This window comes from Roseospira marina (genome assembly GCF_014197855.1).
GTDB lineage: Bacteria > Pseudomonadota > Alphaproteobacteria > Rhodospirillales > Rhodospirillaceae > Rhodospira > Rhodospira marina.
This window is the reverse complement of sequence record NZ_JACIGJ010000003.1, coordinates 195,470-207,617: the sequence shown is the minus strand read 5'-3', so window position 1 is coordinate 207,617 and position 12,148 is coordinate 195,470. Positions and strand designations below refer to the sequence as shown.

At 69.3% G+C, this 12,148-nt stretch carries 9 protein-coding genes; 6 read left to right on the top strand and 3 right to left on the bottom strand.

Going from position 1 to position 12,148, the window contains the following annotated elements; all coding sequences use genetic code 11:
- Positions 1 to 96 precede the first annotated feature (96 nt).
- From GGD82_RS05345 to fba, 6 genes are all read left to right on the top strand, one after another.
- On the top strand, positions 97 to 753 hold the full coding sequence (locus GGD82_RS05345; protein ID WP_170284237.1) for an OmpA family protein: 657 nt from the start codon (positions 97 to 99) through the stop codon (positions 751 to 753).
- Positions 754 to 852: 99 nt separating this feature from the next.
- Positions 853 to 3,234, top strand: coding sequence for a caspase family protein (locus tag GGD82_RS05340; RefSeq protein ID WP_150061883.1), 2,382 nt, complete (start codon positions 853 to 855; stop codon positions 3,232 to 3,234).
- A gap of 60 nt (positions 3,235 to 3,294) precedes the next feature.
- The gene (locus tag GGD82_RS05335) at positions 3,295 to 5,394 is read left to right on the top strand and encodes a serine/threonine protein kinase (RefSeq protein WP_150061884.1); all 2,100 of its coding nucleotides are present in this window, start codon (positions 3,295 to 3,297) and stop codon (positions 5,392 to 5,394) included.
- The gene (locus tag GGD82_RS05330) at positions 5,369 to 6,193 is read left to right on the top strand and encodes an alpha/beta hydrolase (protein WP_150061885.1); all 825 of its coding nucleotides are present in this window, start codon (positions 5,369 to 5,371) and stop codon (positions 6,191 to 6,193) included. The genes GGD82_RS05335 and GGD82_RS05330 overlap by 26 nt, the downstream gene beginning before the upstream one ends.
- A 103-nt stretch (positions 6,194 to 6,296) precedes the next feature.
- Entirely contained in the window at positions 6,297 to 7,286 is a 990-nt protein-coding gene (moaA, locus tag GGD82_RS05325; protein ID WP_221240723.1) for a GTP 3',8-cyclase MoaA, read from the top strand.
- Between the two features lie 297 nt (positions 7,287 to 7,583).
- Positions 7,584 to 8,651 (top strand): class II fructose-bisphosphate aldolase, encoded by a 1,068-nt coding sequence (gene fba / locus GGD82_RS05320; RefSeq protein WP_150061887.1) that lies wholly within the window; start codon positions 7,584 to 7,586, stop codon positions 8,649 to 8,651.
- Between the two features lie 99 nt (positions 8,652 to 8,750).
- Here the strand turns inward: fba and GGD82_RS05315 are convergent, their stop codons facing one another.
- From GGD82_RS05315 to GGD82_RS05305, 3 genes are all read right to left on the bottom strand, one after another.
- Positions 8,751 to 9,350: a hypothetical protein gene (locus GGD82_RS05315; RefSeq protein ID WP_150061888.1), complete on the bottom strand. Its 600-nt coding sequence runs from the start codon at positions 9,348 to 9,350 to the stop codon at positions 8,751 to 8,753.
- Between the two features lie 78 nt (positions 9,351 to 9,428).
- Complete coding sequence (locus GGD82_RS05310) at positions 9,429 to 11,024, bottom strand: DHA2 family efflux MFS transporter permease subunit (RefSeq protein ID WP_150061889.1); 1,596 nt, start codon at positions 11,022 to 11,024, stop codon at positions 9,429 to 9,431.
- A complete protein-coding gene (locus tag GGD82_RS05305) occupies positions 11,021 to 12,142 on the bottom strand; it encodes an HlyD family secretion protein (RefSeq protein ID WP_150061890.1) in 1,122 nt (373 codons plus the stop codon). Before GGD82_RS05305 ends, GGD82_RS05310 begins: the two co-directional genes overlap by 4 nt.
- Positions 12,143 to 12,148: the final 6 nt, after the last annotated feature.

Below are 12,148 nucleotides of genomic sequence, written 5' to 3'. Positions count from 1 at the left end.
GAGCTGATCGTGACGCCGATCAGGACGGTGGGAGCCGGCTCTCGCACCAATCGTTCGGGCGTTGAGCCGCCCCCGGGACGCCAAAGGGGACGACCGATGATGCGCCATACCCTGCGTGGCCAATGTCTGATCCGTGGTCTGGGCCTTTGCACGATCCTGCCCTTGGGCCTGTCCTTGGGCCTGTCCTTGGGCCTGTCCTTGGGCCTGACCGCCGGGGTGGGCGTCGGTGCGGCCCAGGCCCAAACGGAGCCCGAAAATCCCGGCATCGCCATCCCGGACGTGACCGGGGCGGAGCGGAGCCCCGACGAGATCATTCAGATGCTCAGCCCGCAGGGGCGTGGCATCCGTGTGCACGCCGGGGACGACGACGGCACGGCGTCGGCCTCGCCCGAGGGCGACATGGGCCAGCTTTCGGCATCCTTCGACAGCATCCTGTTCGAGATCAATTCGGCCGAGATTATGCCCGGCGCTCGGCCGACGCTGGACGCGATCGGCAAGGCCCTGGCCTCCGACGAGTTGAAGGCCTATCGGTTCGGCGTTTACGGCCACACCGATGCCTCCGGCGAATCCGCCTACAACAACGACCTGTCGCAGCGCCGCGCCCAGGCGGTGCGGGACTATCTGGTGCAAACCTATGACATCGACCCGGCGCGCCTGGAGGCGCGCGGCTTCGGCGAGCAGCGCCTAAAGGACGCCGCGCACCCGCGCGCGCGCGCCAACCGCCGCGTTGAACTCGTGAACCTGGATTCCTGACCGGCCGCCCGAACTCAGCAGGACGGGGGCTCAGACGGAGACGCCACAGAAGACGCGGCGCAACAGAAGACGGGGCGCCACAGACAGGGGAGCATCCGCATGTCTGTTCGCAGGCTCGCCCGGACCGCATGCGCGGTCCTCGTTCTTCTCGCGCCCGGTGCGGTTCCGACCGCCGGCGACGCCGCCGCCCAGTCCAGCGTTCTGCGCAACTCCAGCCGCAACCTGGGGCGCGCGATCCAGAGCCAGACCCGCACCGTCTTTCGGCCCACGCTGGTGATCCGGGGCAACCTGGGGCCGGTGCAGGGGCTCAGCGTCGACTCCGGCTGGACCCATGCGGTCGCGATGCAGGGCAACGGTGCCCTCGCCCTGTGGGACCTGCGGCAGGGGCGCGAGATCCGGCGCTTCCCCAACCCCGGCCTCGGCCCGCTGCGGGAGGTGCATGTCGGCCCCCTAGGTGACTTCCTGCTGGTGGGGGCGCAGTCCAATCAGGTCCGGCTGTTGCCCGCCGCCGACAACAGCGGGTTGGCGCCGTGGCCTTCCGCCGTGTCCTCCGGGGTCAGCGCGCTCGGCCTGTCGCCCGATGGGACCGAGGCGATCGTCGGCCGGACCGATGGCTCCGTGCTGGCGGTGACGCTGGCCACCGGGGCGGTGCGCACGCTGCACCGGGCGTCGGCCACCGTGACCCACGTGGCGCAGACGGACGCCGGCGCGTTCGCGGCCGCGACGTCGGACGGCGGGCTTCTGCTGGGCAGCGGCGGCGCGGTGCGTCCTGTGCGCCCTGGGGGTACGGTCAGCGCGCTGGCCATGGCACCGGACGGCGGCGTGGTCGTCGGCACCGAAAGCGGTGCCGTGGAAACGTGGTCGGTGACCTCCGGCCAGCGCGAGTCCTCGGCGCGTCCGCATGATGGCCCCGTCACCGCCGTGGGCGCGGCCTCCGGTGGTCGGGCGGTGTCCGCCGATGCCTCGGGCCGGCTGGTGCGGCTGTCCGCCGGGGTGGCGACGCCGGCCTCGGTGCCGCTGGCCGGGCGGGTGAGCGGCCTTGCCCTGCGCGCCGATCCCGCGCGCATCCTGGCCGCCGGCGCCGACGGCACCGTTCATGTGCTGGACGCGCAGACCTTCCGGCCGCTGGCGCGCATGATCTCCAACACCGACGGTTGGGCCGTGGTGTCGCCGGAGGGGCGGTTCGACGGCGCCATCGACACGTACCAGGACGTGGTCTGGAGCACGCCGGTCGCTGACATGCCGATCGACCGATTCGCCAGCACGTACTTCGAGCCCGGCCTGCTGTCCAAGGCGGTGCAGCCCGGCATGGCGATGCGCACCCGGCCGGCCGTCTCGATCAGCCAAGAGGTTCGCCTGCCGCCGGAGGTGACACTGTCCGTGTCGCCGTCCTCCAATGCCCAGGCCGGGCAGACCCTCACCGTCACCGTGACCGCCGTGAACCCCAGCGACGACACCATGCCGCGCGTGCGGCTGTTCAACAACGGCAAGCGGGTGCCGCCCGACGCCATCGTCTCCGAAAGCAGCGGCACCACGGACGGCAGCCCGAGCCGCACCGTCACCTTCGGCGTGCCGGCCGTTGTGGGGGCCAACGCCCTGTCCGCCGTCGCGCTGGGCTGGCAGGACGGCGAGAGCGCCCCCACCACCACCACCGTGCAGGCCATCGGCGGCTCGACGTCGAGCCAGCTGTACCTGACCTCGGTCGGCATCAACGCCTACCGTGCCCGCGGGCTGGAGCCGCTGACCTTCGCCGCCAACGACGCCAAATCGGTATCCGGCCTGTTCAAGAGCGGGGTGCGGACACCCTACGCCGCCGTGCGCGACACCCTGTTGTTGGATCGCAACGCCTCCCGCGCCGCCATCCAGGCCAACCTGAAGAGCCTGCGCACCGTCTCAGACCGCGATGTGGTCGTGGTCTATCTCGCCGGCCACGGTAAGGCGCTGGACGACGACTGGTACTTCCTGGCCGCGGACGTCGGCGGTGCGTCGGCGGGCGCGATCCGGGCGAACGGCCTGTCCGCGCGGGAGCTGGCGGACGATCTACGCCGCATTCCTGCGCAAAAGGTCCTGCTGCTGGTGGACTCCTGCGGCTCCGGCGCGGTGTTGCAGCAGTTCGACGGGTTCGAGCAACGGCGGTTCCTGGACTCCCTCAGCCGCGAGACCGGGGTGCATGTCCTGACCGCCGCCCGCGCGGGGCAGGAGGCGCCGGAGTACCGCATCCTGAACCACGGCCTGTTCACCTACGCCTTCCTTCAGGGCTTCGAGGGGGGCACGGTCCGTCAGGCCGACCGCGCGCCCCGCGACGGGCAGGTGACGGTGACGGAGATCAAGACCTACGTCGAGGATATGGTGCCCGTGGTCATCAAGGCGCTCGAAAATCAGTTGGCGCAGGTCGGCGGTGGGCGCGGTGGCATCGCGAACCGGACCATGGTGACGCCGGTGGGGATCAGCCGGGGGGCTGATTTCGTGCTGGCCCGTTAACGCCAGAGCTTTGGGCGGCGATCCGCGCTCGGCGGACGCCGACAGGAGGGAGGAGGCCGTATGACCCCGTCCGATCCGGGCGACGACACGCCGGGGGGTGACACTCCAGGTGGGGAGCGCCCCGACGATGCCACCGTGTTTTCGTCGCCCGGTGTCTCCCGGCCACCCTCCCGGTCCGAACCCGCTCCGCCGGACGGTCCGGCCGCGCATGAGGACTCCAGCCCTGAGGATGATTCGGATGTGACGCGGTTCGCGCCGGCGCCCCCGCCGGAGCCCCCCGCTGCGCCCGATCTGGAGACGCGGCCCTCGGGCGGGACGATCCCGATCAACGCGGTGATCTCGCACACCTACCGGATCGAGAGCCTGCTGGCGATGGGCGGCATGGGCGAGGTCTACCGCGCTCGCCACCTGTTCAATCAGCGTCTGTACGCGCTGAAGATGATCAAGCCGGAGTTCGCCAGCGATGACCGCATCATCGCGCTGTTCCGGCGCGAGGCGGGCATTCTGGAGTCCATCCGCAACCCGGTCATCGTGGGCTACAGCGGGCTGGTGCTGGACGAAAACACCCACCCCTTCATCGTGATGGAGTACGTCGACGGTCCCTCTCTGGCGGACCTGATCGGCACGCGCACGTTCACCCTCGCCGATATCCGGATGCTGCGCGACACGCTGGCCAGCGCCCTGGACGAGACCCACCGGGCCGGCGTGGTGCACCGGGACATCTCGCCCGACAACATCGTCCTGCAGGATGGTCAGATCGACCAGCCGCGCATCATCGATTTCGGCATCGCGCGCCAGGAGGCGGCCGCCACCACCATCATCGGCGACGGGTTCGCCGGCAAGTACCGCTATGCGTCGCCGGAGCAGTTGGGCGCCTACGGCGGGCAGGTGGACGGCCGCTCCGACATTTACAGTCTTGGCTTGGTTCTGGCTGCCATCGCGCGGGGCGAACCGCTCGACATGGGGCAGACCCCGACCGAGGTGCTGGCGCGCCGCGCGACGGTGCCGGATCTCGCGGGCGTGCCGGAGGATCTGTGGCCGGACCTGACGGTCATGCTGGAACCGGACCCGGCCGACCGCCCCGTGGAGGCCCGCAGCCTGATCGGGCACGGCGTGGGGGCGGGCGGGGACGGCTCCGCGCGCGAGGCCTCCACGTCGGGGGGCGGACGGCCGCGCCGGAGTGCGCTGATCCCGGCGCTGTGGGGGCTGCTGATGCTGTTGGCAGGCGGCGGGCTGGGCGCGCTGGCGTGGCACGAGGGTTGGATCACGATACCAGGGCTGGACCGCTCCGGCTCGCCCCCGCTGACGGTGGACGGGACCGGCCAAGACCGCCCGGAGTCGCCCGCGACCGCCGAGAGCGAGGCGAATGACTCAGGGGTGGAAGAGCCCCCGACGCCGGACACGGCCGCCACGACGATAGCAGAGAGTCCCGCCGAGACTCCGGCCAACACGCCGGCCGACACGGGCGGTGAGCAGGTGGCGTTGCGGCCGCCGGTGCCCGATCCGGCTGCGCTGACCCGCGATCTGCCGTGCAGTTCCCTGTCGGTGGCGTTCGAGGCCGACATGACCGCCCGCGTGGCCGGCTATCTGGAAACCAGCGACGATCTCGACCGTCTGCGCGCCCGGCTGGCCGACGTGCCCGAGGTGACGGGCATCGACACCTCGGCCGTGGCCGTGGCGCCCCGTCCGTTGTGCGCCATTCTCGGGACGCTTGATGCGTGGCGGTTCACGGACGGGCCGATCATCCACGTCGGCAACGGTTCGGGCCGCTATGCGGTGGGCGACTTCCTAACCCTGTCGATCGAGCCGACGCTGCCGCGCGCGCACCTGCATGTCGTCTACATCGACGCCACGGAGCGGCTGGCGCTGCACATGCTGCCCAACCCGGTGCGCCGCGACACCCGGGCGCAGGCGGGCGTGACGGTGGAGATCGGCGAGCCGGGCCCCAGCCCGTCCGGGGTGCCTCGGGCCTACGAGATGGCGCCGCCGGTCGGCCGCCAGATGGTGCTGGTGGCGCAGGGGCCGGAGCCGTTGTTCGAGGGCGACCTGCGCCCGGAGGTCGAGCCGTTGCAGGACTTCCTCAACGCCATGCTGAGCGCCGAGGCCGACGCGGGTCCCATGCTGCGGTTCAGCTATGCCTTCGTCGACATCGTGCCGTAGCCTTCGGCGAGCGGCCGCGTGCCTGCTGGCGGTTGGGCTGCTGGCGGCCTGCGCGGTCGGGGCGTCGCCTCCCGAGCGGGCAACCCTGGAGGATCGGGCGCGCGCCGCCGGGTTCACGCGGCTGTCGATCGGGGATCCCGAACTTCCCCTCGCAACATGGCTGGGGCCGGAGCCGGGGCGAACCACGGTGCTGACCGTGGTGCTGGAGGGCGACGGGGCCGCATGGCCGCGCCCGGACCGCCCGCCGGCCGATCCGACACCCCGCCATCCGGTGGCGTTGGGGTTGGCGCTGACGGTCGCGGACCCGCCGGTGGCCTACCTCGCGCGACCCTGCCAGTACGATCACCCGCCGGCCTGTCGTCCCGCCCTGTGGACCCGCGACCGCTTTTCCGACGCCGTGATTCGGGCGACGGGCGCGGCCCTGGATGCGCTCAAGGACCGGACGGTGGCCACGCGGCTGCGGCTGGTGGGGTACTCCGGCGGGGCCTATATCGCGGCCCGCCTCGCCGCTGTGCGCGACGATGTGGCCGCGCTGGTCACGGTCGCCGGGGTGCTCGATCCCGCCGCCTGGGCGCGCCATCACGGCGTCTCGCCGCTGCCGCCCCTGGACGCCGCGACGGTGGCGCGTCTCGCGACCGTGCCGCAGGTGCACTGGATCGGCGCGCGGGACACGGTGGTGCCGCCGGCGCTGGCGCGGGCCGTGCTCGCGCGCATCCCGGGGGCGCCGGCTCCGCGCGAGGTGCCCGGCTTCGATCACGCCTGCTGCTGGGTAGACGGCTGGTCCGGTTCGTTCCCATAGCGTGTTCCGCCCTGGGCAAAGGCGCCGCGCGTCACCATATCGGGGGCACGACCCTGAAACGGCCCGCCGCACGCGGACCGCCACCAGAGCCAGGACCCGGATGATGCAAGACCCTTTCGGCCGCGCCGTGACCTACCTTCGGGTCTCCGTCACCGACCGCTGTGATCTCCGCTGTCAGTACTGCATGGCCGAGGAGATGACGTTCCTGCCCAAGCGGGACCTCCTGACCCTGGAGGAAATGGAGCGCGTGTGCCGTGCGTTCGTGACACGCGGGGTGCGCAAGCTGCGCATCACCGGCGGGGAGCCGCTGGTGCGCAAGGACGTCATGACCCTGTTCCGGGGCCTGGGGCGGCTGCGGGACGGTGGCGGGCTCGACGAACTGACCCTGACCAGCAACGGGACCCTGCTGCCGCGCTACGCCGAGGAACTGGTCGCTAGCGGGGTGGAGCGCATCAACATTTCGCTCGATACCCTGGATCCAGAGCGGTTCCGTGTCGTCACGCGGCGCGGGGACTTCGATCTGGTGATGAAGGGCATCGCCGCCGCGCGGGCCGCCGGCCTGAAGGTGAAGATCAACACCGTGGCGATGAAGGGCTTCAACGAGGACGAGTTCAACCGCCTCGTGGCGTGGTGCGGTGACCGGGGCTTCGATCTGTGTTTCATCGAGACCATGCCGATGGGCGACATCGGACACGGCCGGGTCGATCAATATGTCCCGGTGTCCACAGTGCGGGCGCGTCTGGGCGAGACCTGGACCCTGTCGGAGAGCGGTCATAATACCGGCGGCCCGGCGCGCTATGTCGACGTGGCCGAAACCGGGCAGCGCATCGGCTTCATCACGCCGATGACGCACAATTTCTGTGAAAGCTGCAACCGGGTCCGCCTGACCTGCACCGGCACGCTGTACATGTGCCTGGGGCAGGAGGACGCGGCCGACCTGCGGACACCCCTGAGGGCGTATCCAGACGACGACGGCCCGCTGCTGGCGGCCATCGACGCGGCCATCGCGCGCAAGCCCAAGGGCCACGACTTCATCATCGATCGCGAGAACCGGCCCGCCGTGGCGCGCCACATGAGCGTGACCGGCGGATAGGTGCAGACCGGCCGTTCGGGCGCGGATGGGTGTCATCCCCTCTGGACCGGACCCCCGCAAGGTTGGTATCACCGCTGTCGATACACGTCAGAAAAAGGGGCGCGCGCCGAGGATCGGATGCCGCGCCACGGGATTGTCGATCATCCGCCGGAGGGCCGTTTGGCGTGCCGGACCAGACCCGACGAAAATCGGCGGGTTTGGGCGCTGAATCGCTGGTATCCTGGCGTCCAACTCGCACTTTGGGCTTTCGGGCCCCGTTCGACACGACCGCGCCCAACCACGAGAGGAGAGGAATCCATGGCTCTGGTATCCCTGCGCCAAGTTCTCGATCACGCCGCCGAGCACAGCTACGGCGTTCCGGCGTTCAACGTCAACAACATGGAACAGGTGCTGTCGATCATGCACGCGGCCCAGAAGACCGACTCTCCGGTCATTCTGCAGGCCAGCCGCGGTGCGCGCGCCTACGCCGGCGACATCATGATCAAGCATATGATCCAGGCCGTCGCCGAGATGTTCCCGGATATCCCGGTCGTGATGCACCAGGACCACGGCAACTCCATGTCGACCTGCCTGTCGGCCATCGCCAACGGCTTCTCGTCGGTGATGATGGACGGCTCGCTGGAGGCGGACGCCAAGACCCCGGCCTCGTACGACTACAATTGCGACGTCACCGGCAAGGTGGCCGAGGCCGCCCATATGGTCGGCGTGTCCGTCGAGGGTGAGTTGGGCTGTCTGGGCTCGCTGGAAACCGGCAAGGGCGACAAGGAAGACGGTCACGGCTTCGAGGGCGAGCTGGATCACTCCATGCTCGTGACCGACCCGGACGAGGCTGCCGACTTCGTCAAGCGCACCAAGGTGGACGCGCTGGCGGTGGCGATCGGCACCAGCCACGGCGCCTATAAGTTCACGCGCGAGCCGACCGGCGACATCCTGGCCATGAACGTGATCAAGGCGATCAACAAGCGCCTGCCGGACACCCATCTGGTGATGCATGGCTCGTCGTCGGTGCCGCAGGACCTGCAGGACATCATCAACGCGCACGGCGGTGCGATGCCCCAGACCTACGGCGTGCCCGTGGCGGAGATCGTCGAGGGCATCAAGAATGGCGTGCGCAAGGTCAACATCGACACCGATTGCCGTATGGCGATCACCGGCGCCATCCGGAAGGTCTTCGCCGAGAAGAAGGAAGAGTTCGATCCGCGCAAGTACCTGAAGCCGTCCATGGAGGCGATGCAGAAGGTGTGCGAGGACCGCTACGAAGCTTTCGGCACCGCCGGTCAGGCGCACAAGATCAAGCCGATCCCGCTGGCCGACATGGCGAAGCGCTACGCCGACGGCACGCTGGACCCGAAGGTGAAGGCGTAATCCCAGGCGACCACGTGGCCGGTCTTCGGGCCGGTCGCGCCGACATCTGTGCATCGGGCGGGAGGAACACTCCCGCCCGTTTGTGTTTTGTGGTGGGACTCAGCCCGGCCAGCCGTCGTTGCCGTCGCGGTCGTAGTCCCGCTCGCGCTTGAACACGGCGTCGGCAAGCTGGTTCATCAGGGCCGCATAGCCGGAATCGGGCATCGCCGGGACCGGCCCGCCCCAACCTTCCGCCCAGGCCACCATCTCCGCGCCGTCGCACAGGGCCGCGCTGGCGTGCAGAGTGCCGCCTTTCACTGTCTCGGCGGTCACGGTGCCGGCGCACAGCTCCGGTCCCGGCACCACGCCACCCCCGCTGACGAATACGACCGTGCGATAGCCGGGGTGCTCCGGACCGTCCGTTTCCATGGTGGGAATGAACGTCAGGGACCGTCCGTTTACATTGCCGCTCATGCCCTGGGCGGTGGCGGCGGCCACGACGGCGTCCGGCGCGCCGGAGAACGGGTTGCCGATGACGTCCAGCGGCAGGCTCGACGTGATGACGTAGTTGAAGACGTCGTTCTGGCTGGAGACGTGGGACACGGTGCGTGGGCCGGCGCACGCGCTCAGGGTCAGGAGCGCGGCGGCGGCGACCGTCACGCCGATGGTTCGGGCGGGCCGATCCGGGCGCCCGGTGAGGAGGGGCAGGGCATCACGCATGACAGCGACCTTTCGCAAAGGGGGTGCCCAAGATGTGGGGCGCGCCCAGCCGCTCGTCCACTGCGGGGTCAGCCGGCCCTAATGCCCGCCTCCTCCGTCCCCTCCGCCCACGGGCTTGGATTGCAGGAGCACCAAGGGGGCAAAGACGATGAAGGCCATCGACAGCATGAAGAACACGTCGTTCCAGGCCATGACGTTGGCCTGTTGGGCCACCGTGCGTGTGGCCACGGCGTACGACGCCAGGTCAGGGTGGCCGATCTGCGGACCGAAGGTCTCCATGCGATCCTGAACACCCTGGAGGAAGGCCTGCGTTTCCGGCCGGCCGGCCGGCATGGACTCCGCGATACGCCAGTAGTGCAGATCGTAGCGGCTGTCCCATTGGGTGTTGATAAGCGACAGGCCCACCGCACCACCCATATTCCGGAACACGTTGAACAGGCCGCTGCCGATGCTGACAAGATGCTGGTCCATCGTGCCCAGGGCCGTGGCCGTGATCGGCACGATACACAGCATCAGGCCGACTCCGCGCACGATCTGCGGCGCCAGAAGCTGGTCAAACCCGACCTCGGCGGTCATATGTGCGTTCAGCCACAGGCCGGTGGCGACCAGCGCGAACCCGATCAGCAGCGGGCCGCGCGGGTCCAGGGTGTTCGAGACGCGCCCGGCAATGGGCGCGGTGCAGAACATGGCCGCGCCGGTCACGAACATCACGTGCCCGATCTGGAGCGAATTGTAGCCCCGGATCTGCGACAGCACCTGCGGCAGGATGAAGGTCTGGCCATACAGGCATATCCCGACGATGAAGACGAGAATGCAGCCGACGGCGAAATTGCGGTTGGCGAACACGCGGAAGTCGATCACCGGATGCTCGGCCACCATCTCCCGCCAGATCAGAAGCAGGCCCGAGACCGCCGAGACGATCGCGAAGATCAGGATGGTGCGGTTTTCGAACCAATCTTCGCGAGGCCCTTCGTCCAGCACGAACTCCAGTGAGCCGAGGAATCCCGCGACCAGGACGATTCCGATCAGGTCGATGTGGCGGAGAAGCCCCGGTTTGGCCCGGTCGATGTTCACCATCAGGGGAACGGCCACGGTGATGAACAGGCCGGGCAGCACGTTGGCCAGAAACAACCAGTGCCACGAGAAGTGTTCGGTGATCCAGCCGCCGATGGTGGGGCCGGTTGCGGGCGCCACGGTGGCGGTCAGTCCAAGAACGACGGTGCCGAGCATGCGCTTGTTCGGCGGTAGCAGCTTGTAGTTGGCCGCGAACACGGTCGGGATCATGGCGCCGCCGATGAAACCCTGGGCCGCCCGGAACACGATTAGCGAGTTGATGTCCCACGCGAAGGCGCAGGTGATGCTGGTCAGCGTGAACCCCGCCGCCGAGGCCGCGAACAGCCAACGCGACGACATGACCTGCGCCAGCCAGCCGGACAGCGGGATCATAACCACCTCGGCCACCAGATAGGCGGTCTGGACCCAGGTGACTTCGTCGACCGACGCGGAGACGCCCGCCTGAATTTCGGGCAGGGAACTGGCGACGATCTGGATGTCCAGGATCGCCATGAACATGCCCAACACCATGATGAAAAAACCGACGATCCCGCCGCGCGGCTGGAAGCCGTCTGGTGGCCCCTGCGACGGGTCGGATCCGGCGGCGGGGGCGTCCGTCATTCCTGTTGGCCCTTGGTGTCGATCGAGACGATGGCCGAGGTTCCGGGCTTCAGCCGGTCAACCTCCGGCTGATCGGGGGCGAAACGGATTTTGACCGGCACGCGCTGCACGATCTTGGTGAAGTTGCCGGTGGCGTTCTGCGGCGGCAGGATGGCGAACTCCTGGCCGGCGGCCGGCGCGAGGCTTTCGATCGTGGCGTGCAATGCGGTCCCGCTCAGCATGTCGATCTCGATATCGGCGTCCATGCCCGGCTTGAAATACTCGAGCTGCGTTTCCTTGAAGTTGGCGACGACGTAGGGATCGTCGGGCACGACGCTGATGGCCTGCACGCCGGGGCGGACGTACTCGCCAGCCTCGATCTGCCGGTTTCCGATGGTGCCGGCGGCGGGGCTCAGGACGGTCGTGCGGTTCAGGTTGATCTCCGCCGTGCGCAGTTGTGCGGCGGCGCGCTGTCGCTCGCTGACCAGGCGGGTGCGCTGGGCATCGATCACGTCCAGTTGCTGGCGGGCGCGGGCAAGGGTTGCCTCGCGGCTGGTGACGGCCGACTCGGCGTTGACCAGCGCTTCGCGCGAGCGCTGGGCGGCCCGGACCGTGCCGGAGCCTTTGCGCGCCAATTCGCTGTCGCGGTCGTACTCCTGCCGCGCGAAGTCGAGCGAGGCCTTGGCGGCGGCCACATCGGCTTCGGCGACGGCGATGGTGCGCTCTTGCAAGGTGCGCTGCTCGGCGTTCTCGGCCAGCGAGGCGTCCGCGCTCGCCACGGCGGCCTGGGCTGCGTCACGGGAGGCCTCGTAGTCCGAGGCGTCGATGGTGAACAGCAGGTCGCCGGCCGCCACGGTCTGATGGTCCTCAACCGCAACGCGGGTGACCTCGCCGGCCACCAGCGGCGAGACCGCCACGATATCGGCCTGAATGTAGGCGTCTTCGGTGGTCTCGATGAACCGGAAGACGGTCCACCACTGCCATCCCAGCCAGAGCGCGCCGATCAGCAGGCCAACGCCCACCACGCTCAGCACGATCTTGCGGGGCGAGGGGCCGCGGCGGTCGCCGGTGTTTTGGGGCGTGTTCGTGGGCGCCGTCCCATCCTGGGGCGGTGCCTGTTCTGAGTCGTGTGTGCTCATGCGCTA

Bases quoted from the DNA above. Each gene is read 5' to 3' on its own strand.
- GGD82_RS05345 (WP_170284237.1), top strand. From the start codon at position 97: ATGATGCGCCATACCCTGCGTGGCCAATGTCTGATCCGTGGTCTGGGC.
- GGD82_RS05340 (WP_150061883.1), top strand. From the start codon at position 853: ATGTCTGTTCGCAGGCTCGCCCGGACCGCATGCGCGGTCCTCGTTCTT.
- GGD82_RS05335 (WP_150061884.1), top strand. From the start codon at position 3,295: ATGACCCCGTCCGATCCGGGCGACGACACGCCGGGGGGTGACACTCCA.
- GGD82_RS05330 (WP_150061885.1), top strand. From the start codon at position 5,369: ATGCCTTCGTCGACATCGTGCCGTAGCCTTCGGCGAGCGGCCGCGTGC.
- moaA (WP_221240723.1), top strand. From the start codon at position 6,297: ATGCAAGACCCTTTCGGCCGCGCCGTGACCTACCTTCGGGTCTCCGTC.
- fba (WP_150061887.1), top strand. From the start codon at position 7,584: ATGGCTCTGGTATCCCTGCGCCAAGTTCTCGATCACGCCGCCGAGCAC.
- GGD82_RS05315 (WP_150061888.1), bottom strand. From the start codon at position 9,350: ATGCGTGATGCCCTGCCCCTCCTCACCGGGCGCCCGGATCGGCCCGCC.
- GGD82_RS05310 (WP_150061889.1), bottom strand. From the start codon at position 11,024: ATGACGGACGCCCCCGCCGCCGGATCCGACCCGTCGCAGGGGCCACCA.
- GGD82_RS05305 (WP_150061890.1), bottom strand. From the start codon at position 12,142: ATGAGCACACACGACTCAGAACAGGCACCGCCCCAGGATGGGACGGCG.